General features: G+C 74.1%; 22 protein-coding genes. 13 read left to right on the forward strand and 9 right to left on the reverse strand.

The window, feature by feature from the left end; all coding sequences use genetic code 11:
• Positions 1-110 precede the first annotated feature (110 nt).
• From ACFQ8T_RS01385 to ACFQ8T_RS01395, 3 genes are all read right to left on the reverse strand, one after another.
• The gene (locus ACFQ8T_RS01385) at positions 111-1,358 is read right to left on the reverse strand and encodes a Gfo/Idh/MocA family protein (RefSeq protein WP_430544780.1); all 1,248 of its coding nucleotides are present in this window, start codon (positions 1,356-1,358) and stop codon (positions 111-113) included.
• Between the two features lie 25 nt (positions 1,359-1,383).
• The gene (locus ACFQ8T_RS01390; RefSeq protein WP_430544781.1) at positions 1,384-2,580 is read right to left on the reverse strand and encodes an ROK family protein; all 1,197 of its coding nucleotides are present in this window, start codon (positions 2,578-2,580) and stop codon (positions 1,384-1,386) included.
• Positions 2,581-2,642: 62 nt separating this feature from the next.
• Positions 2,643-3,488 (reverse strand): alpha/beta fold hydrolase, encoded by an 846-nt coding sequence (locus ACFQ8T_RS01395; protein WP_430544782.1) that lies wholly within the window; start codon positions 3,486-3,488, stop codon positions 2,643-2,645.
• A 62-nt stretch (positions 3,489-3,550) separates the two neighbouring features.
• Here ACFQ8T_RS01395 and ACFQ8T_RS01400 point away from each other — a divergent pair, with 62 nt between their 5' ends.
• The 3 genes from ACFQ8T_RS01400 to ACFQ8T_RS01410 all read left to right on the forward strand — a co-directional run bounded on the left by ACFQ8T_RS01400 (position 3,551) and on the right by ACFQ8T_RS01410 (position 4,942).
• Positions 3,551-4,168 carry a TetR/AcrR family transcriptional regulator gene (locus ACFQ8T_RS01400; RefSeq protein ID WP_430544783.1) on the forward strand — a complete coding sequence of 206 codons (618 nt, stop codon included), beginning with the start codon at positions 3,551-3,553 and terminating at the stop codon, positions 4,166-4,168.
• Positions 4,169-4,298: 130 nt separating this feature from the next.
• A complete protein-coding gene (locus ACFQ8T_RS01405; protein WP_430544784.1) occupies positions 4,299-4,649 on the forward strand; it encodes a cupin domain-containing protein in 351 nt (116 codons plus the stop codon).
• A complete protein-coding gene (locus tag ACFQ8T_RS01410) occupies positions 4,649-4,942 on the forward strand; it encodes a DUF4287 domain-containing protein (protein WP_430544785.1) in 294 nt (97 codons plus the stop codon). The genes ACFQ8T_RS01405 and ACFQ8T_RS01410 overlap by 1 nt, the downstream gene beginning before the upstream one ends.
• A gap of 18 nt (positions 4,943-4,960) precedes the next feature.
• Here ACFQ8T_RS01410 and ACFQ8T_RS01415 read toward each other — a convergent pair whose 3' ends face one another.
• A complete protein-coding gene (locus tag ACFQ8T_RS01415; protein WP_430544786.1) occupies positions 4,961-5,278 on the reverse strand; it encodes a DUF4235 domain-containing protein in 318 nt (105 codons plus the stop codon).
• A 125-nt stretch (positions 5,279-5,403) separates the two neighbouring features.
• On the opposite strand from ACFQ8T_RS01415, the gene ACFQ8T_RS01420 reads away from it, so the two are divergent.
• From ACFQ8T_RS01420 to ACFQ8T_RS01430, 3 genes are all read left to right on the forward strand, one after another.
• Positions 5,404-5,865 carry a hypothetical protein gene (locus ACFQ8T_RS01420; protein WP_430544787.1) on the forward strand — a complete coding sequence of 154 codons (462 nt, stop codon included), beginning with the start codon at positions 5,404-5,406 and terminating at the stop codon, positions 5,863-5,865.
• Between the two features lie 79 nt (positions 5,866-5,944).
• Complete coding sequence (locus ACFQ8T_RS01425) at positions 5,945-6,577, forward strand: DUF305 domain-containing protein (RefSeq protein WP_430544788.1); 633 nt, start codon at positions 5,945-5,947, stop codon at positions 6,575-6,577.
• 207 nt (positions 6,578-6,784) lie between these two features.
• On the forward strand, positions 6,785-7,933 hold the full coding sequence (locus ACFQ8T_RS01430) for a M15 family metallopeptidase (protein ID WP_430544789.1): 1,149 nt from the start codon (positions 6,785-6,787) through the stop codon (positions 7,931-7,933).
• On the opposite strand, the gene ACFQ8T_RS01435 is transcribed toward ACFQ8T_RS01430, so the two are convergent.
• Together ACFQ8T_RS01435 and ACFQ8T_RS01440 are read right to left on the reverse strand one after the other, a co-directional pair.
• Positions 7,911-8,486: a TetR/AcrR family transcriptional regulator gene (locus ACFQ8T_RS01435; RefSeq protein WP_430544790.1), complete on the reverse strand. Its 576-nt coding sequence runs from the start codon at positions 8,484-8,486 to the stop codon at positions 7,911-7,913. The two genes, ACFQ8T_RS01430 and ACFQ8T_RS01435, sit on opposite strands and share 23 nt — an antisense overlap.
• The gene (locus tag ACFQ8T_RS01440; protein ID WP_430544791.1) at positions 8,483-9,475 is read right to left on the reverse strand and encodes an amidohydrolase family protein; all 993 of its coding nucleotides are present in this window, start codon (positions 9,473-9,475) and stop codon (positions 8,483-8,485) included. Before ACFQ8T_RS01440 ends, ACFQ8T_RS01435 begins: the two co-directional genes overlap by 4 nt.
• A gap of 242 nt (positions 9,476-9,717) precedes the next feature.
• Between ACFQ8T_RS01440 and ACFQ8T_RS01445 the strand changes: the two genes are divergently transcribed.
• The 3 genes from ACFQ8T_RS01445 to ACFQ8T_RS01455 all read left to right on the forward strand — a co-directional run bounded on the left by ACFQ8T_RS01445 (position 9,718) and on the right by ACFQ8T_RS01455 (position 12,332).
• Positions 9,718-10,746 (forward strand): alpha/beta hydrolase, encoded by a 1,029-nt coding sequence (locus tag ACFQ8T_RS01445; RefSeq protein ID WP_430544792.1) that lies wholly within the window; start codon positions 9,718-9,720, stop codon positions 10,744-10,746.
• On the forward strand, positions 10,743-10,868 hold the full coding sequence (locus ACFQ8T_RS01450; protein WP_430544793.1) for a hypothetical protein: 126 nt from the start codon (positions 10,743-10,745) through the stop codon (positions 10,866-10,868). The genes ACFQ8T_RS01445 and ACFQ8T_RS01450 overlap by 4 nt, the downstream gene beginning before the upstream one ends.
• 96 nt (positions 10,869-10,964) lie before the next feature.
• Positions 10,965-12,332 carry a threonine/serine exporter ThrE family protein gene (locus ACFQ8T_RS01455; protein WP_430544794.1) on the forward strand — a complete coding sequence of 456 codons (1,368 nt, stop codon included), beginning with the start codon at positions 10,965-10,967 and terminating at the stop codon, positions 12,330-12,332.
• Positions 12,333-12,343: 11 nt separating this feature from the next.
• On the opposite strand, the gene ACFQ8T_RS01460 is transcribed toward ACFQ8T_RS01455, so the two are convergent.
• The 3 genes from ACFQ8T_RS01460 to ACFQ8T_RS01470 form a co-directional block, all read right to left on the reverse strand.
• The gene (locus ACFQ8T_RS01460) at positions 12,344-13,090 is read right to left on the reverse strand and encodes a sulfite exporter TauE/SafE family protein (RefSeq protein WP_430544795.1); all 747 of its coding nucleotides are present in this window, start codon (positions 13,088-13,090) and stop codon (positions 12,344-12,346) included.
• 86 nt (positions 13,091-13,176) lie between these two features.
• The gene (locus ACFQ8T_RS01465; RefSeq protein WP_430544796.1) at positions 13,177-13,776 is read right to left on the reverse strand and encodes a dihydrofolate reductase family protein; all 600 of its coding nucleotides are present in this window, start codon (positions 13,774-13,776) and stop codon (positions 13,177-13,179) included.
• Positions 13,777-13,898: 122 nt separating this feature from the next.
• Positions 13,899-15,062 (reverse strand): Gfo/Idh/MocA family protein, encoded by a 1,164-nt coding sequence (locus tag ACFQ8T_RS01470; protein WP_430544797.1) that lies wholly within the window; start codon positions 15,060-15,062, stop codon positions 13,899-13,901.
• 124 nt (positions 15,063-15,186) lie between these two features.
• Between ACFQ8T_RS01470 and ACFQ8T_RS01475 the strand changes: the two genes are divergently transcribed.
• From ACFQ8T_RS01475 to ACFQ8T_RS01490, 4 genes are all read left to right on the forward strand, one after another.
• Positions 15,187-16,572, forward strand: a complete 1,386-nt coding sequence (locus ACFQ8T_RS01475) for an extracellular solute-binding protein (RefSeq protein ID WP_430544798.1) — start codon at positions 15,187-15,189, stop codon at positions 16,570-16,572.
• Positions 16,573-16,635: 63 nt separating this feature from the next.
• On the forward strand, positions 16,636-17,571 hold the full coding sequence (locus tag ACFQ8T_RS01480; protein ID WP_430544799.1) for a carbohydrate ABC transporter permease: 936 nt from the start codon (positions 16,636-16,638) through the stop codon (positions 17,569-17,571).
• Positions 17,568-18,557 (forward strand): carbohydrate ABC transporter permease, encoded by a 990-nt coding sequence (locus ACFQ8T_RS01485; protein ID WP_430544800.1) that lies wholly within the window; start codon positions 17,568-17,570, stop codon positions 18,555-18,557. The genes ACFQ8T_RS01480 and ACFQ8T_RS01485 overlap by 4 nt, the downstream gene beginning before the upstream one ends.
• Entirely contained in the window at positions 18,554-19,462 is a 909-nt protein-coding gene (locus tag ACFQ8T_RS01490) for an NAD-dependent epimerase/dehydratase family protein (protein WP_430544801.1), read from the forward strand. Before ACFQ8T_RS01485 ends, ACFQ8T_RS01490 begins: the two co-directional genes overlap by 4 nt.
• The last annotated feature ends 4 nt before the right edge of the window (positions 19,463-19,466 follow it).

Raw genomic sequence — 19,466 nt, forward strand, 5'->3', positions numbered from 1 at the left:
TTCGCCCCTCCTCCCCCGGGGGGGGGGGGGGGGGGGGTGTGGGGGGGGGGGGGGGGGGGGGGGGGGGGGGGGGGGGGGGCGCCCCCCCCCCCCCCCCGCGGGGGTGGTGCTCAGTCGTGCGCGGGCCGGCTCCCGAAGTCCGGGATCGGCAGGCGCTCGCCGCCGGCCAGCGCCGAGGCGTGCGCCACGATGCCGGGCGCGGTGAACTTCGCGGAGAGCCAGGCGTCCACGGGCGCGTGCTCGCCCGTGACCACGGCGCGCACGAAGTCGTCGGCGAGGAAGTGGTGCGAGCCCTCGTGCCCGTTCGGCGCGTCGGCGTAGGTGGCGGGCAGCCGCGTCCGGTCGTGGACCGGCGCGGAGCCCGAGGTGAACGCCTCCCGCAGCGCCGGGTCGACGTCCGCGAGGTCGGCCTCGTGGGCCGTGCTGCGGACCGGGACGAAGTCGGCGGACACGTCGGTGGACGTCTCCTTGTCGTTCCACACGCTCTGGTGGGCGAGCTGCTCGAAGCTGGCCTCGGTGCCGAAGAAGCGGAACCGCGACTCGCGGATGTGCGAGGGGTAGCCCACCCGGCGCATCTCGTTGGTGCGCATCGCGCCGCCGTCGGCCAGCTCGAACAGCGCCGTGGCGTTGGAGAAGCTGTTCCCGAACTGGCTGACCTCCCGGTCGAAGACGCCGTCGCCCCGGCGGTCCTCCACGCCGATGCAGCTCACGCTCACCGCGCGGGTGGGCAGCGCACCGAGGACGCCGCCGATCGCGTGCGTCGGGTAGAGCATGGGCGGGTAGCTCGCGGTGGCCTTCCAGTTCTCGCCGCCGCTGTACTGGTACGCGGCGTAGAAGCCGAGGTCCATGTCGTGGACGTAGTCGCCCTCGGCGTAGAAGACCTGGCCGAGGGCGCCCTCGCGCACCCTCTCCCGGACGAAGACGGTGGCCGGGTTGTAGTAGCTCGTCTCGCCCATCATGTACGTGAGGCCGGTGCGCCCGACGGCGGCGACGATCTCCTCGATGTCGGTGAGCTCGGTGGCCATCGGCACGGCCGAGTAGACGTGCTTGCCGGCCTCCAGCGCCGCCAGCACCAGCGGCGCGTGGGTCCAGCGCTGGGTGAAGATGGCGACGGCGTCGACGTCCGAGTCGAGCATCTCCTCGAAGCTGTCGACGACGGTGGCGCGGTCGTAGCGGTCGGCCAGCGACTTGGCCCGCTCCGGCACCAGGTCGGTGATCGTGAGCCGGTCGACGTTCGGGTGCAGGTCCCAGAGCGTCGCGAAGCTGCGCGAGAACTGGCCCGCGCCGACGATGCCGATGCTGATCGAACCGGCATCCTCGGCGAGCGGGGCGGACGGGTCGAGGGGAAGTGCGGACAACGGTGCCTCCTGCTGGTGTGTCGGGTCAGGCCAGGTCGGTGCGGTGCGGCGGCGGGTCGACGAGCATCCACTGGCACGCGACGACCGCCGCGCCGCGGGCCCACTCGTCGAAGCCGGAGGAGAACGCCACCACGGTGGGGCGGGTGGCGTTGGGGTCGAGGTGGTCGGCGAGCGCGGCGTCGAGGGACGGACGGGCGTGGGCGAGCATGCCGAGGCCGTCCCCGGCGAGGATCACGGCGGGCAGGCCGAGCGTGTTCGCGAGCTGGGCGATCAGCACCCCCAGGGCGTGCCCGGCGTCCGCGAAGACGCGCAGCGCGACCGCGTCGCCGCCGTCCGCCAGCGCGAGGGCGGCGTCCAGGTCCAGGTCGGCCCGCCCGCGCGGCACCCCGACGCCCTGGGTGATGGCCGCCGTGGTGAGGAACGCCGACGCGCAGCCGCGGTGCCCCCGCTCGCACACCGGCCCGGAGTCCGCGACCCGCATGTGCCCGATCCGGCCGACCCTGCCCGACGGACCGGCGAGCACCCGGTCCTCGATGACGATGCCCAGGCCGACGCCGACGCCGACGGTCAGCACGGCGAGGTCGCTCATGCCGCGGCCGGGGCCGGACCACTGGACCCCGGCGGTCAGGGCCCGGGCGTCCTCGCTGAGCACGGTGGGGATGCCTGTCGCCCGCTCGAGGATGCCCGCGAGGGGCACCTGGTCCCAGCCGAGGAAGGGGTTGTGGCGCACGGTGTCGTCGAACCGGGACATCCGGCCGGCCAGCCCGACGCCGAGCGCCTGGATCTCCCCCGGCTCGCGCAGTTCGTTCACCAGTTCAAGGATCTGCCCGACGACGGTCTCCTGCTCGACGTCGGCGAGGTCGCGGTGCCCGGACGCCTGCACGAGTCCCGTGGCGTCCGTGCGGACCGCGAACACCTCGTCCGACGTCACCTTGACGCCGATGAACAGGTGGCGGCCGGCCTGCAGGACCAGCGGGAGGCCTGGGCGCCCCCGGCTCTCGCCCGGGGCTGTCGCCTCCTCGGCGATCCGGCCCGCGTCCTCGGCGACCAGCCCGGCGGCCAGCAGCGGCTGCGTGGTCTTGGTGATGCTCGCCGGGGAGCGCTCGAGGCGCCGCGCGAGCTCCGCCCGGGAGAGCGGCCCGGCCAGGAGCAGGGCGCGCACGACCGCTCGGGCGGAGGGCTCCAGGGAGCCGAGGCGGGGAACGTCTGCGCGGCGCTGCACGCCCCGAGCCTGGCGCCTATTCCTTCACCTTGTCAATGAAATGCCGAAAACTCCCTCGCGCCTCACGACGGGCGGGCGTCCGGCACCGCCGCGAACTCGGCGACGAGGCGGGCGAACCGCTCGGGCTGGTCCTCGCCGACCAGGGTGGCGCAGTCCGCCAGCACCTCGAGGCGCGCGTCCGGGAAGAGCCCAGCCAGCCGCGGGCCGTGCTCCGCGGGCATCAGCGGGTCCCGGTCCGCCCACACCACGAGCACCGGCTTCGTGAACGCGCTCCAGCCCTCCGCGAGCCGCAGCAGCTCGGCCCGGCCCGGCGCCCCGCCCGCGAACTTCGCGAAGTCGCGGCGGATCCGTCGGTCCCCGGTGGCCGGCGCGAACCAGTCGACGAGCAGGTCGTCCGGCAGCCCCACGACGGACATGCCGCCGTACCCGCTCGGCATCCGCCGGAAGGCCCGGAGGCGGAAGAGCCGCAGCAGCAGCCACATGCCGCCCGGCACGCGCGCGGCGCGCCCCAGCGCCTTCGCCGCCCCGGGCGGGAAGTTGTCGAACGCCTCGCACGCGGCCAGCACCAGGCGCCCGACCCGGTCGGTGCGACCGTCGTTGACGAGGAACTGGCCCCCGCCCCAGTCGTTCAGCACCAGCGTGACGTCGGTCAGGTCGAGCGCGTCGAGGAGGTCGCCGAGCAGGCGCGCCATTCCGCGCTGGGACAGGTCCGCGTCCGGCCGCATCGGCGTGCGGTGCCCGCCGAGCGGCAGCGTCGGGGTGATCACGCGGAAGCCCGGCAGCAGGGGCACGACCTTCCGCCAGGCGCGGGAGTCCATCGGCGGCCCGTGCCCGAGCAGCACCACCGGCCCGGCGCCGCCGGTGTCCTCGTACGTCACCGGTCCCGCCGCCAGCTCGACGACCGCCATGGCCGCCCCTCTCGCTCGTCGATTTGATAGATCGTTCTAGTCAGCCACCGTAGGCTGACCCCATGACCGCGGCAACCCCCTCGAACCTCCCGCCGCTCCTCGCGGAGCCCCCCGCGGACGCCGGCACCCGCACCCGGATCCGGCACGCGGCGGCCCGCCTGTTCGCGCGCCGGGGCTACGCCGGCACCGGGCTCAAGCAGATCGCCGCGGACGCGGCGGCACCGTTCGGCTCGATCTACCACTTCTTCCCGGGCGGCAAGGACGCGCTGGCCGAGGACATGATCCGCACCACCGGCCCGCAGTTCATGGCGCTGGTGCTCGGCCTCCTCGAGGAGCGCGACGACCCGGTGGACGCCGTCGTCCACGCGTTCGACTCCGCGGCCCGCGACCTCGTGGCGACCGGTTACGCCGACGGCTGCCCCGTCGCCACGATGGCGCTCGACGTCGTGGACACGAACGAGGCCCTCCGCGGCGCCGCCGCGGACGTCTTCGCCGCGTGGATCGACGGCGGCACGGCGTGGTTCTCCCGGCACGTCGCTCCCGAGCGCGCCCGGGAGCTCGCCCTCGCCATGGTGATGCTGGTCGAGGGCGCGTTCCTGCTCGCCCGCACGACCCGCGACCCGGAGCCGATGCGCTCCGCCGGGCGCACGCTGGCCGCCCAGCTCGCCGCGGCGCGCTGACGCGAGACCTGGGCGGCCCGCCTTTCGACGTCGGTCGAAACGCTCGTGGGCGGGCGCGGTGGGCCCGAGGCTGGGGACACGCCGCGGGCAGCCGCCCGAGGCGCACACCGCACCCCGAGGGAGAGCCGCCATGGCCGCCGTCGTCCCCGCCGACACCATCCGCATCCCGGGCTCGCGCACGCTGCGCTTCGAGGGCCGCCACCACGGCTCCGACGTGTCCTTCTTCCTCGTCACGAACGACCCGGGCAAGGGCCCGGACCTGCACCGCCACCCCTACACGGAGACGTGGTCGGTGCTGGAGGGCGAGGCGACCATCCGCATCGGCGCCGAGACCGTCGTCGCCCGCGCCGGGGACACCGCCGTCGTCGCGCCGGACGTCTGGCACGGCTTCACGAACACCGGCGCCGGCGTGCTGCGCATGATGTGCATCCACGCCTCGGCCACGATGATCCAGGAGAACAAGAGCGAGGAGCACCGCTGATGTCGTTCCAGGCCTACCTCGACACCGTCGAGACGAAGACCGGGCTCACGCCGCGCCAGATCGTGGACGCCGCCGCCGCGCAGGGCCTCGGCCCCGAGAGCAGGACCATGACCGTCGTCGCCTGGCTCAAGGAGACGTACGGGATCGGGCACGGGCACGCCCAGGCCATGGCGCACGTGATCGTCAAGGGCGACCGGATCGGCACCAAGCACGTCGGCGCCACCGGCTCGCACCGCGACGCGAGCGACCGGCTGTGGCTCGACGGCAAGGACTCGCGGCCCGCGGACTGGTGAGACCGGGCCGGACACCGGTCAGTCGCCCGGCCACTCCCCCGTCCAGCGCTCGAACGCGCGGGCGCCCCCGCGGTCGATGGCCGCCTTCACGACCGAGAAGATCGCGCCCTGCAGCAGCGACGCGAGCAGGATCTCCCGCATCCGGTACTCGGACTGCAGCGGTGTGGGCGCGTCGTCGGGGTGCCCGGGCGCGACCCGCTTGTAGACCTGCTTGAAGACCTGCCCCGCCACGATGCCGCCGATGATCGAGCTCACGATGCCCACCGGCCGGTACAGGATCTTCGCCGCCTTGCCGCCCGACTTCTCGGTCCGGACCACGTCGTTGTCCTTGCTCATCCCCCGACGCTAGGCCGGGGCGGCCCGTCCCGCACGGGGCGCCGCCCGACGACGGCCGCGCGTTGGCTACAGTGCCATGGACGCCCGCCGGCACCTGCCACGACGAACCGCTCGAAGGAGGACGCATGATTCGCACCGTGCGCCCCCTGCTGACGAGCCGTCGCGGGCGCCTCGCCGGGGTGATGCTGGTGCTCGCCCTGATCGTGGGCGTCGTCCTCATGCACGCCATGAGCGGCTCGTCGACCCGGCACGCCGACCACCACGCCCCCGCCGCCGTGGTGGTCCAGGCGCACACGGCGCCGGGCACGACGGCGGGCGCCCCCGCGGTCACCACGTCGCACGCCGGTGCGCCGGTCGCCCAGGACGCCGGCGCCCCCGGCTGCGGTGCCGGCGGCTGCGGCGGGCACGAGATGGTCACGGCCATGTGCCTCATGATCCTGGCGGTGCTGCTCACGCTCGTCGGGCCGGGGGCGCGCGCCCTGCTGCGCGCCGAGGGCCCGCGCGTCGTGGCACGGCTCCCCCTCCCGGTCGCGGCCCGCCCGGCGGAAGGGCCCAGCCTGCACGCCCTCGGGATCTCTCGGACCTAGGACCGCCCGGGCCCGCCCCCGACCGGGGCGCAGGCCCACCGCGGATCCCACGAGAGACCCCGAGAAAGGCCTACCCCTCATGACGCCCACCTTCCTGGCGCGCGCCCGCGTGCCCGCGCTCGCCCTCGCCGTCGGCCTGACGCTCGCCGCGTGCGGCGCGGACGACGGCACCGGCCACGACATGGCCGACATGGGCGGCGCCTCGTCGTCGCCCGACGCACCGTCGGACACCGCGACCGACGCCCCGTTCAACGCTGCCGACGTGATGTTCGCCCAGATGATGCTCCCCCACCACGAGCAGGCGATCGAGATGTCCGACGCCCTGCTCGCCAAGGACGGCGTCAGCCCTGAGCTCGTCGACCTGGCGGAGCGGATCAAGGCCGCCCAGGGTCCCGAGATCGACACCCTCACCGCCTGGCTGGGCGACTGGGGCGCCGACCCGGAGGCCGGCGCCGGCATGGGCCACGACGAGCACGGCATGGCCGGCATGATGTCGGCCGAGGACATGCAGGCCCTCGAGGACGCGACCGGGGCCGACGCCGAGCGCCTGTTCCTCGAGCAGATGGTCGCCCACCACGAGGGCGCGGTCGAGATGGCGCAGACCGAGGTGTCCGGCGGCGAGCACGCCGGCGCCGTCGAGATGGCGGAGTCGGTCGTCGACACCCAGACGGCCGAGATCCAGCAGATGCGGGACCTCCTGGCGTCCCGCTGAGCGCCGGTGACCCGGGCCCCCGCGGCCCGGGCCACCGCTCCCTGACCAGCTCGTGATCGTTTCGTGACATTCCACCCGCCGGTGCGGTACGTTCCTCCGGGCCGGTGGTTCAGGCAGCAGGAGAGGTCGCATGACAACCCACGTTCACAGGAGCACCGCGCACCGCGGCGCACCCGCTCCGTCCGACGCCTCGGCGCAGGCCGCGCGATGACGCAGACGCAGCCCGCACCGGCCCCCGCCACCCGCACCTACCCGAGCCGACGTGACCCCGGCCGCGGCGGGCGCAGCCGTCCCGTCACCGCCGTCCGGCACGTCCCGGAGCCCGTCCGCGAGACCGCCGCGCCCCGCGCCGCGGTGCCGGCTGCTCCGGCTGCTCCGGTCCGCACCGCACCCCCCGCCGCGCCCGCGACGCCCGCGGCACCCGTGCACCTCCACGCTCCGGCGACCGCCACGCCCGCCGTCGTGCACACGCACGTGTTCGACCCCGTCCGCCCGGCGGCGGGCCGCGAGACCCCGCGCGGCGACACCTCCCGCGGCGAGACGACCCGCTCCGAGCACCGTCCGGTGCGCAAGTCGGCGCGCAAGCGCGTCCCCGTCCGCCTCGCGGGGCTGGGGGTCGGGCTGACCGTCGCCGTCGCGACCACCGCGACGCTCACCGCCATCGCACCGCAGGCCTCGGCCCCGGAGCCCGACGACCGGCCGACGACCGGCTCGCTCGAGGCGATCACCGCAGCGGCGGCCGCCGCCGTCGACGACCGCGACGGCAGCGCCTCGCGCAGCGGCGCCCGCGCGGGTGTCGCGCAGGCCTCGACCGTGAAGCAGACCGCGGGCGGCGCGACCGTCACGGTGTCGGACAAGGCGAAGATGTCGGTCGAGACGCTCGACCGGGGCGAGATCGAGGGCCCGCCGCCGGTGCTGCCGGGGTGCGAGGGCGTGGCCGCCGGGACCGGGTCCAACGGGCTGATCCCCTCCAGCGAGCTGTGCACGCTGTGGGACGGGCACACGCAGGTCCGCGCCGACGCCGCCGTGAAGCTCGCCGAGCTGAACGAGGCGTACAAGGCCGCGTGGGGCGAGTCGATGTGCATCACGGACGGCTTCCGCAGCTACTCGCAGCAGGTCGCGACCAAGGCCGCCAAGGGGTACCTGGCGGCCGCGCCCGGCACGTCGAACCACGGCTGGGGCCTCGCCGTCGACATCTGCCCCGAGACGTACTCCGGCTCGCGGTGGAACTGGCTCGCCGCGAACGCCCCGGCCTACGGCTGGGACAACCCCGACTGGGCCCGGCCCGGCGGCTCCAAGTACGAGCCGTGGCACTGGGAGTACACCGCGGGCGTCACGCAGATGGGCGGCTACTGACCGGACCCGCGAGCCGGCGCACCGCGTCGAGCACGTCCACGCCGTCGGGCGGCTCGGTGTCGAGGGCGCGGTGGATGGTCATGCCCTCCACGAACGCGTCGAGCACGCGGCTGGTCGCCGGGTCGAAGTGCCGGCCGAGCGCGGCGCGGCTGCGGCGCATCCAGTCGTTCGTCAGGTCGCGGAAGGCGGGGTCGCGCGCGGCGAGCGTGTAGAGCTCGTGCGACAGCACGAGGTCGCGCTGGGTGGCGAAGACGTCGAGCGTGATGAGCCGGACGACGGCGCGCAGCGCGGCGTCGCGGTCTTGCGCCTCGGCCATGCGGCGGTCGAACTGCGCGGAGGCCTCGCGGGTGAAGCGCCCGAACGCCTCGCGCAGCAGCTCGTCCCGCCCGGCGAAGTGGTACGTCATCGAGCCGAGCGGCACGTCCGCGGCCGCGGCGACGCGGCGCTGCGAGGTGCCCGCGACGCCGTGGGCGGCGACGACGTCGAGGCAGGCGTCGATGATGCGGTCGCGGCGGTCGGGGTCGTAGCGGCGCGGTCGGGTGCCGTCGGTCATGACCCCATGATGGCCTCCGGCCCGTAGAGCGCCCGGGCGTTCCCGGCGAGGACGGCCTCCACGTCCGGCCCGGACAGCCGCGACGTGCGGACGTAGTCGAACGCCCGCGCGTACTTCGCGCCCTGGAAGTACGGGTGGTCCGACCCGGCGAGGAGGCGGTCGGCCCCCAGCGTCTCGGCCGCCAGCGCGAGCGACGGCTCGTGGAAGTTGGCGGCGTCGAACCACATCCGCCGCAGGGCTCCGAGCGGCGACGACGGGAACGCGCCCCAGTCCTCGTAGTTGTCCTCGAGCCGTCGGGCGAGGAACGGCAGGTCGCCGGCGAGGTGCGCCACGTGCAGGCGCACCCGCGGGAACCGGCTCGGCACGTCGGCCTTGAGCAGGTGCAGCACCGCGATCGCGTCCTCCACCGGGGCGCCGTTGACCCAGGCCAGCCCGTGGCCGGTGATGAGGTCGGAGCGCGCGCCCGACCCCGTGGCGTGCAGGTTCACCACGGCACCGCGCTCGTCGAGGGCCGCCCAGACCGGGGCGAACCGCGGGTCGGCGAGCGAGAGCCCACCCGGCAGCACCGTCGGCAGCGAGAATCCGACGAACCCCGGAGCGTCGGCGACCCGCGGGATCTCCTCGAGCGCCGCCGCGACGTGCGGCAGCGGCAGCGCCCCGTAGGCGAGGAACCGCCCGGGGTGGGCCGCCACCAGGCGCGCGTACTCGTCGTTGATCCACCGTGCGGCGTCGAGCGACGGCCCCGGCTCCCGGCCGGCGGGGGCCTGCGGCGTCACGGCGAGCACCTGCAGCTCCACGCCGGCGTCGTCCATCCCGCGCAGCCGCTCGGACAGGTCAGCGTCGGTGGAGTCGGCCCGCAGGTCCCGGGCGATGGCGGTCGTGGCCGGGTCCACGCCGATGCGCTCCAGCCGGTCCAGGTACGCGACCGGGTACACGTGGGCGTGCGTGTCGATCGCGGCGCTGCGGGGACTCGAGGTCGAGGGCGTCACGACACCTCCGGGTGCTCGTCGGGGACTCCCGCGACGCTCCCACCCGACGACGACGCGCGCACCCGGAGCGGTTCGGCCCGCGTCGCCCGCCCGGGCGTACAGTCGATCCCGGACCAGCCTGACCAGCGACGACGTCGACGGCGGAGGAGCCGATGGCCTTCACCCACCCCGGGGCACGCCCGGCACGGGGAGCGCACCGACCGCGAGCTGCCCGTGATCCGCCTGACGCGGCGCTGACCGTCGTGGCCACCGCCGACGAGGTGCCCGGGACGTCGGCACGCGCCGGCCGCCCGTGGCTGCGACGCGCGCTCCGAGCGGTGATCGCCGTCGTGCTCGGCGTGCTCCTCGCGCTGGGCTGGTACCAGGTGTCCGTGCAACCGGGAGCGGCGATGCTGCAGACGCTGTTCGACTCCGGGCCCGGCGTCACGCCGCCCCTGGACATCGAGGACGCGCGGGCGAACGTCGAGGACCCGCGCACCGTGCCGATCCCGACCCCGGACGCCCCCGACGCGAGCGCCGTCGTGTACGCGCCGCGCGCCGAGGGGCCGCACCCGGTCGTGGTGTGGGTGCACGGCGGCGGCTTCGTCTCGGGCTCGCCCGCCACCGTCGAGGACTTCTCCGTCCTGCTCGCGAGCCGCGGCTACACGGTCGTCAGCCTGGACTACACCCTGGCGCCGGAGGCCCGGTACCCCGTGCCGGTGCGGCAGGGCAACGCCGCGCTCGACGTCGTCCAGGAACGGATCGCGGACTTCGGCGGCGACCCCGCCCGCGTCGTCCTGGGCGGCGACTCCGCGGGCGCGCAGATCGCGAGCCAGCTGGCCGCCGTCCAGACCAACCCCGGCCTCGCGGCCGACCTCGACCTCACCCCGGGCGTGCCGCGCGACCGCCTGCGCGCCGTCGTCCTGTACTGCGGCGCGTACGACCTGGACACCCTGGGCGCCACGGGCTTCCCCGGGCTGCGCACCTTCCTCTGGGCGTACACGGGGCACCGCGACTGGGCGGACGCGCCGTTCGCCGACCAGCTCTCCACCACGAAGCAGGCGACGGCGGACTACCCGCCCACGTACCTCACCGTCGGCGACGCGGACCCGTTCGAGAGCCAGGGGCGCGAGCTCGCCGCCGCGCTCCAGGGCCAGGGCGTCCCGACCGAGACCCTGTTCTGGGACGACGGCGAAGGTCTCCCCCACGAGTACCAGTTCCACTTCGACCGCCCGCAGGCCGCCCGGTCCTTCGGCGCCACGCTCGACTTCCTGGAGGACCGGACCGGATGACCGAGCCGGCACCGGACGCCGGGCGCGCACGACCCGTCGTCGGCTGGACCGCCCTGGCCCTGCTGACGGCGGCGGCGGCGGCCGTCGTCGTCGACGCCGTCGTCGTCTTCCTCGGGCACTGACGCGCACCGCCGCAGGGGCGTCGCGGTGGTCGGTCCCCCGCACCGGCCCTAGGGTGGCGAGCGCGATCCACACCCGTCGGGAGAGGGCGAGGCACGGTGACCGGTGACGACGGGGACGAGGCCGGGCAGGCGGCCCCGCCGGCGCGACGGTGGCCCCGGCACCTGCACCTGGGCCGGTTCTCGCTGCGGCGCAGGTCGCTCGAGGCCGAGCCGGTGGTGGACGCCGCGTCGGAGCGGCTGCAGGAGTTCCTGGTGCTGCTGGGCGGCGCGCTGCTCACCGTCGGGACGGCCGCCACGGACATCCAGCACACGCTCAAGCGCGTCGCCGTCGCGCTCGGGTCGCCGCAGACCACGCTGTTCGTCTTCCCGACGCTGATCCTCATCAAGATGCCGGGCGACACCGAGACGCGGTTCGACGTCGCGGAGTCCGCCGGCGGGGAGGTCCGCTTCGACCGTGCCGCGCAGGTCTACGCCGTCGTGGACGACGCCGTGGCGGGCCGCATCGACGCGTCGGAGGGGGCCGAGCGGTTGCAGCAGGTCCGCGACGCGCACCCCCGGTTCCCGGCCTGGGTGCGCACGGCCGGGCACGGGCTGGCGGCGGCGGGTCTCGGGCTGGTCCTGCTCGGCGGCAACCCCGTCAGCCTGCTGTACGCGTTCGTGCTCGGCGTGCTCGTCGGGGCCGTCAAGCTCACCGTGCGGCCCGGGACGTACGCCGCGACCCTGCTGCCCGTCGTCACCGCGTTCGTGCTGGCGCTGCTGGTGTTCGGGCTCGCGGACACGACGGTCGTGAGCGAGCCGCTGCAGGTGCTGGTGCCACCCCTGGTCACGCTGCTGCCCGGCGCCGCGCTCACCACCGGCGTGCAGGAGCTCGCCGCCGGCGACATGGTCGCCGGGTCCAGCCGGCTCGTCTCGGGCCTGGCGCAGCTGCTGTTCCTCGCGTTCGGGATCCTCGCGGCCCTGGCGATCACCGACGTGCCCAGCGCGGACGCGCTCGCCTCCTCCGCCACGACGCTCGGCGCCTTCCAGCCGTGGATCGGGGTGCTGCTCTTCTCGCTCGGCATCTTCCTGTACCACTGCGGGCCGCCCCGGTCGCTCTTCTTCCTCACCGTCGTCCTGCTGGTGGCGTACGGCGGGCAGGTCGTCGGCGCGACCGTCACGAGCGGCGTCTACAGCGGCTTCCTCGGCGCCGCCGCGCTGACGCTGTGCGCCTACCTCGTGCAGACCGTCAGGGGCGCGCCGCCCGCCGTCGTCTGCTTCCTCCCCGCGTTCTGGCTGCTCGTGCCCGGCGCCACCGGGCTGATCGGGCTCACCCAGACGGCGAGCGGCGACGCCGTCAGCTCCACGAGCCTGCCGACCATCGCGGGGTCGATCGTCGCCATCGCGCTCGGCGTGCTCGTCGGCACGGCGCTGTACCGGCAGATCTACACGATGGCGCCCGCGCGCTGGGGGCTGCGCCCGACGTGACGCACCCCGGGTCAGAGCAGCAGCAGGTTGAGGGCCGCGAGCGCCACGAGCACGGTGACCAGCCGCTCGAAGAGCTGCTGGTCCACGTGCCCGATGACGCGCCGGCCGATCCAGGTCCCGACGAGCACGACGGGCGCCAGGACGGCCCACAGCCCCACCGTGTCGGCGCCCACGATCCCGACGCCGACGGCCACCGGCAGCTTGATGACGTTCACCGTGAAGAAGAACCATGCCGTCGTGCCGAGGAAGCGCCACTTCTCGTAACGCGCGGCCAGCAGGTAGAGGCTCATCGGCGGGCCGCCGGCGTTCGCGACCATCGTCGTGAAGCCGGCGAGGCCGCCGTACCCGAGCGTCGCGGCGCGCGTGTCCACGCGCAGCCGGTCGCGCCACAGGTTGAGCACCAGCAGCGCCAGCAGGATGCCGCCGATCGTGCGGCGCATGACGTCGTCGCTGACCCACGTGAGGAACGCCGCGCCGAGCGCCACGCCGGCCAGCACCGGCGCGAGCAGGCGCCCGATCACCCGGAAGTCCGCGTACCTGCGGTACGCCCAGATGGCGACCAGGTCGCCCGTGATCAGGAGGAGCAGCACCGCGCCGGTGGACTCCTTGGCCGGGACGACGAGCGCCATCAGCGCCGCCGCGATCATCCCGAGGCCGCCCAGCGCCGTCTTCGAGAAGCCGACGAGCAGCGCGACGAGCACGACGACGGCCCACCCGGTCCACGGCAGGCCGGCGATCAGCGGGGCGGGTTCGAGCACCGGGGCAGCGTAGTCGCGGGCGGGCCGTCGTCGGGCGCGGGTCCGCGCGTCAGCTCGAGGCGCGGAAGCTCAGCGCGCCGTGCCGGTCACCGGACCCGGTCGTAGACCGCGGCAACCTCGCCCTGTGCGCCCACGACCTGCGACGACAGGGTCCAGGTGGTGCCGGGCAGGCCGTCGTCGAACAGGCGCTCCCCGCCGCCCACGATCACCGGGGCGATCAGGAGGTACAGGCGGTCGACCAGGTCCGCGGCGAGCAGCGGCTTGATGACGCTCGGGCTGCTGTTGACCAGGACGTCGCCCTGGCCGACGTCCCGCAGGCCCCGCACGACGTCGGCCGCGGGTGCGTCCACCACGCGGGCGCGCGGCCACGGCGCTGACGTCAGCGTGCGCGACAGGACCACCTTCTCCGTGTCGACGAGCCACCGCGCGTACGCGCGGTCGCGCGGGTCGGCGGCCTCGTCCGCGGCCACGGGCGGCCAGTAGCCGAGGAAGCCCTCGGCGTTGACCCGGCCGAGCACGGCCGTCGTCGCGTCCGCGCACAGCCGGACCAGGTGGTCGCGCGCCGTGTCGGTGGCGACGTACGGCAGGAAGGCGCCGAAGTCGGCCGGCCCGCCGGGGCCGTGGTACCGACCGTCGAGGCTGAGGCTGAGGTTCGCGGCCACGGTACGGCCGGTCTGCTGCGTCATGGTGTCTCCGTCGGTCTCGTCGGGTGCCGTCCGTCGGCACTCACCCCGGGGACGGAGCGGCGGACGGGTCCTCGACATCCGCCTGCGGCGACGACGCCGGCCACGGTCCTCGGGTCCCGCGCTCAGGCCCCCGCGACCACCCGCTCGGGCTCGCCGGTCCGCGTGGCGACACCGTCGTACCGGCCCTCGACGACGTCCGCGACGCGCACGGGCTCGCCGAGGGTCGCCGACAGGTAGACCGCGCGGACGGTGGCGAGCGCCCGCAGCCCGTCGTCGAGCGTCACCCACGGCGCGCGGCCCTCGCGGACCGCCGCGACGACGTCGGCCCACTGGGCGCCGTGCGAGCTGCCGTACTGCGCGACGTGCGACTCCTGCGGGTCCAGTGCGCCGCGGGCGCTGCCGGACGCGGCGGCGACCTGGTTGGCCGACCAGTCGCCGCCCTCGGCGTCGCGGGCGTGGAAGTAGGTGAGCTCGTCCGCCTCGATGACGGCGGACCCGTCCGTGCCGTGCACCTGGAGACGCACCCCCAGGTCGGGGTACACCGTGGTGGAGGCGTGCAGCGTGGCGAGCGCGCCGGAGGCGAACCGGACGATCGCGACCGCCACGTCCTCGACCTCGATGCGCTCGTGGCCGAGCCGCGCGGTGTAGGCCACGACCTCGACCGGCTCGCCCAGGTACCAGAGCAGCAGGTCGAGGGTGTGCACGCCCTGGTTCATGAGCGCGCCGCCGCCGTCGAGGGCCCAGGTGCCGCGCCAGGCGCCGGAGTCGTAGTACTCCTGCGTGCGGTACCAGTCGACGTTCGCGACGGCGGAGGTCACGCGGCCGAGGCGGCCCGCGTCGAGCGCACGGCGCACGGCGAGCGCGGACTCGTCGTGCCGGTGCTGGGAGATCACGGCGACGACCTGCTCGGGCCGCGCGGCCGCGGCGTCCCGCAGCCGGCGGGCCGGCTCGACCGCGACGTCGAGCGGCTTCTCGACGACGACGTGCGCCCCGGCCTCGAGCGCCTGCAGCGCGAGGTCGGCGTGCTCGCCGCTGGGCGTGCATACGCTCACGACGTCGAGGCCGCCGGCGGCGAGGGCCTCCCCGAGGGCGGCGTGCGCGGCGGGGGCCGGCCGGCCGGCCGCCACCAGCTGCGCGGACACCGCGGCGGTGCGGTCGGCGTGCGGGTCGACGAGGGCGACGACGTCGAGGTCGGGGTTCGCGGCGGCGACCTCCGCGTGCAGGCGGCCGATGACGCCGCAGCCGACGATGGCGAGGCGCAGCGGTGCGCCGGTGCTTGCTGTCATGCCGGCGATGGTAGGCATCCGATCGCCCCGGTGAACAGAGGTCTTGACTAATTAACACTCATGGTTTTAATGTCTCGACCGCCGGCTCGGGCCCACCACCCGAGCCCCGACCCGAGGAGTTTCAATGAGGAAACTGTCGCTGCGGCTCGCCGTCGCAGTCGGAACGACCGGAGCCCTCGTCGCGCTGACGGCGTGCTCCAACGGCGGCGGGACCGCCGGGGGCCAGGACGCCGCGCTCGACCCCGAGGCCGACGTCACGATCTCCGTGGGCGACCAGCCCACGGCGGACAAGCCCGAGGAGCAGGCCGCCTTCCAGGAGCGGATCGACGAGTTCGAGGCCGAGAACCCGAACATCACCATCGAGCCCTCCACCGAGGTGTGGGACGCCCAGACGTTCCAGGCCAAGCTCGCCGGCGGCACCCTGCCCACCGTCATGGGCGTCTCGCTCACCTACAGCCACGAGCTCATCCAGGACGGGCAGCTGCCCGACATGACGCCGTACCTCGAAGAGCTCGACATGATCGACGACCTCAACCCGCTCGCCCTCGACAAGGTCAAGGACGACGAGGGGCACATCTACACGATCCCCACCGGCCTGTTCTCCGTGGGCCTGGCCTACAACCGCGACGTCTTCGAGCAGGCGGGCCTCGACCCCGACAAGCCGCCGGCCGACTGGGACGAGGTGCGCGAGTACGCCAGGACCATCGCCGAGAAGGTGCCCGGGGTCGCCGGCTACGCCCAGATGACGACCAACAACACGGGCGGCTGGATGCTCACGACGATGACCTACAGCAAGGGCGGGGAGGTCCAGGACGCCGGCGGCACGAAGGCGACCATGGGCGACGCCACCGCCGACTCGCTCCAGGCGCTGCACGACATGCGCTGGGTGGACGACTCGATGGGCAAGGAGTTCCTCTACGACCAGGAGTCCGTCCGCCAGGCGTTCGCGGCGGGGAAGATCGGCATGGTGCTCCAGGCGCCGGACGCGTACGACACGGTCGTGAAGACGTACGGCTTCGACCCCGAGGCCTTCGGCATCACGGCGCTGCCGCAGACCGGCGGCGACCACGGGACGCTGACCGGCGGGTCCCTCAAGCTGTTCAACGCCAAGGCCACCCCGAACGAGCTGCTCGCCGCGGCCAAGTGGGTGAAGTACTACGAGTTCGACAAGTACTACGACGAGGACGTCGCCGTCGACGAGGCCAAGACCAACGCCGCCGAGGACAAGCCCGTCGGCCTGCCCGGCCTGCCGCCCGTCTCGCAGGAGGTCTACGACCGGTACCTCGGCTGGATCAAGCCGTACGTCAACGTGCCGCTGGAGAACTTCACCGGCTACACCGACTCCGGGCTCGAGCTGATCCCCGAGCCGCCCACCGGCACCCAGCAGGCGTACGCCGCCCTCGACCCGGTCGTGCAGAAGGTGCTCACCGACAAGAACGCCGACATCGCCGCCACGGTCGACGAGGCGAACAAGACCGTCGACGGCATCATCGCGCAGGCCGCGCGCTAGCCGAGCGTCGACCGGCCGGGCGCTCGACGCGCCCGGCCGGTCACCCCGAAGGGAGGCATCGCCTTGTCCAAGACCCTCGCGGCGCCGGCCGCCGTGCCGCGCGTGCGGCCACGACCCGGGATCGCCGGCTGGTACCGGGGCGGCGGGCTGCACGCCGTGCTGTTCGCGGTCCCCGTCGTCCTCGTCTTCGCCTACTTCAGCTGGGGCCCCGTCGTCCAGGGCCTGGTGCTGAGCCTGCAGAAGACCAACCTCATCGCCCCCGCCGAGTGGGTGGGGCTGAGCAACTTCGAGTACGTCCTGTCCGACCCCGGGCTGGCGCAGGCCGCCCTCAACACGGCGTACTTCGCGCTGCTCGCGATGGTGATCGGCTTCCCGATCCCGATCTTCCTCGCCGTGATGATCAACGAGCTGCGCAAGCACGACGGCCTGTACAACGCGCTGGCGTACCTGCCCGCCATCGTGCCGCCCGTGGCCGCGATCCTGCTGTGGAAGTTCTTCTTCGACCCGTCGTCCGCCGGCATGTTCAACACCATGCTCGGGTGGATCGGCCTGGGCCCGTTCCCGTGGCTGAACTCCGAGGCGATGGCGATGCCGTCGATCGTCCTCTACGCCACCTGGGCGGGCGCCGGCTCGACGGCGATCATCTACATCGCCGCGCTGGCCACGGTGCAGACCGAGCTGTACGAGGCGGCGGAGATCGACGGCGCCGGGATCTGGCGCCGCGTCTGGCACATCACGATCCCGCAGCTGCGCGGCGTCATCCTCGTGATGCTGCTGCTGCAGCTCATCGGCACCTTCCAGATCTTCACCGAGCCGTTCCTGTTCACGGGCGGCGGGCCCAACAACGCCACCCAGACCATCCTGCTGAAGATCTACAACTACGCCTTCGTCAACGGGGACTTCGGCGCCGCGACGGCCCTGAGCGTGCTCCTGGCCGCCTTCCTCGGCCTGCTCTCCGTCGTCTACTACTACGCGACCAAGAGGTGGAGCCAGTCATGAGCGTCGTCGACACCTCGCGCACCGCGACCGCCGTGTCCGACCCCGCCCCCGTGGCCGCCGTGCCGCCCCGCCCCCGCCGCCGTCGACGGCGGGCCCCGGAGGAGCCCAAGACCCGCGGGCTCATCTCGTCCGGCGACCGCAAGCGCCGCAGCGTGCGGTTCTGGCTCACCCTCGTCCAGGGCGTGCTGCTCGTCGGACTGATCATCGCCTGCCTCGGCCCGCTGCTCTGGTCGGCCAAGGCGTCCGTCTCCAGCAGCCAGGACATCGTGTCCGACCCCATGGGGATCTGGTTCACGCCGAACGAGTGGGGCAACCTCGCCCTGGCCTGGAAGGGCGCCCAGATCGGGCAGTCCCTCGGCAACACCGTGCTGCTCGCCGTGGGCTCGACCGTCGCGACGCTGGTCGTCAGCATCGCCGCCGCGTTCCTGCTCAGCGTGCTGCGCCCGAAGTGGGGGCCCTGGCTCACCGGCGCCATCCTGGCCACGCTGTTCCTGCCCGGCGTCATCTCGCTCGTGCCGCTGTACCTCACGGTGCTCGACATGCCGCTGCTGCACATCCGGCTGCAGGACACGTTCTGGGCCGTGTGGCTCCCGTCGGCCGCGAGCGCCTTCAACGTCATCGTGCTCAAGCGGTTCTTCGACTCGATCCCCCGGGAGTACCTCGAGGCCGCCACGATCGACGGCGCCGGCCCGCTGCGGATCCTGTCCATGGTCGTCCTGCCGCTGTCGCGGCCGATCATCGGCGTCGTCGCGCTGCTGTCGGTCGTGGGCGCGTGGAAGGAGTTCCTGTGGCCGATGCTGGTGCTGTCCGACCCCGACCTGCAGCCGGTGTCGGTGATGCTGCCGAAGCTGGCGGCCGGGACGGCGCCCCTGTCGGTGCAGATGGCGGCCGTCTTCCTCACGATCATCATCCCCGTCGTGCTGTTCGTGATCTTCCAGAAGCAGTTCCTGCGCGGGGTCGGCACGGCTGGAGGGATCAAGGGATGAGCACGGTCGCAGGCAGCAAGGTCCTCGTCACGGGGGCGTCCGGACGGATCGGGAGCGTCGTCACCCGGCGGCTGCGGGCCGCCGGGGCATGGGTGACGGCCCTGTCCATCGACGACGCGCCGTCGCTCGAGGCGGACCGGGTCCTGGTCGGCGACACCACGTCGCAGGACGACGTCGCGGACGCGCTCGACGGCGTCGACGCGGTGGTGCACCTCGCCGCCCTCGCGCACCGGGACATCGCCCCGCCCTACGACGTCTACTCGACGAACGTGGTCTCCACGTTCAACGTGCTCGCCCAGGCGGGGGCGCTCGGCATCTCCCGGGCCGTCGTCGCGGGGAGCATCAACGCGTGCGGGCTGCCGCAGAACGTGCACGAGGTGTGGCCGGCGTACGTCCCGTACGACACCCACCTGCCCGTCGACATCGCCGACTGGTACTCGCTGTCCAAGCACCAGGACGAGAGCACCGCCCGGATGGCGTGGCGGCACTGGGGGATCGACGTCGTCACGCTGCGCTTCCCGCACGTGAACTCCGTGGAGGCGCTGCGCGCCCAGGCCCGCCGGCTCACCGAGGACCCCCGCCCCGGCCTGCTCGAGGGCTGGTCGTACCTCACCACCGACGACGCCGCGCGGGCGGTCGAGCTGTCCCTCACCGCGGCGACCTCGGGCGCGCACGCGTTCTTCCTCGCCGCCGACCGCACCCTCGCGCCGTACCGGACGGAGGACCTGCTCGACGCGTACGCGCCCCAGGTCCCCCGCACCCGCCGGCTCGTCGGGCGCGAGGTCCCGATCGACCTCACCCCCGCGCGCGAGCTCATCGGCTTCCGCGCGGAGCAGGAGATCGACCTCCCGACGCTCGACCTGCCGCGCACCACCGCCGGCACCACCGCCAGCAAGGAGCACTGATCCA

Source organism: Isoptericola sp. NPDC056618, assembly GCF_042792715.1.
Taxonomy (GTDB): Bacteria; Actinomycetota; Actinomycetes; order Actinomycetales; family Cellulomonadaceae; genus Isoptericola; species Isoptericola nanjingensis.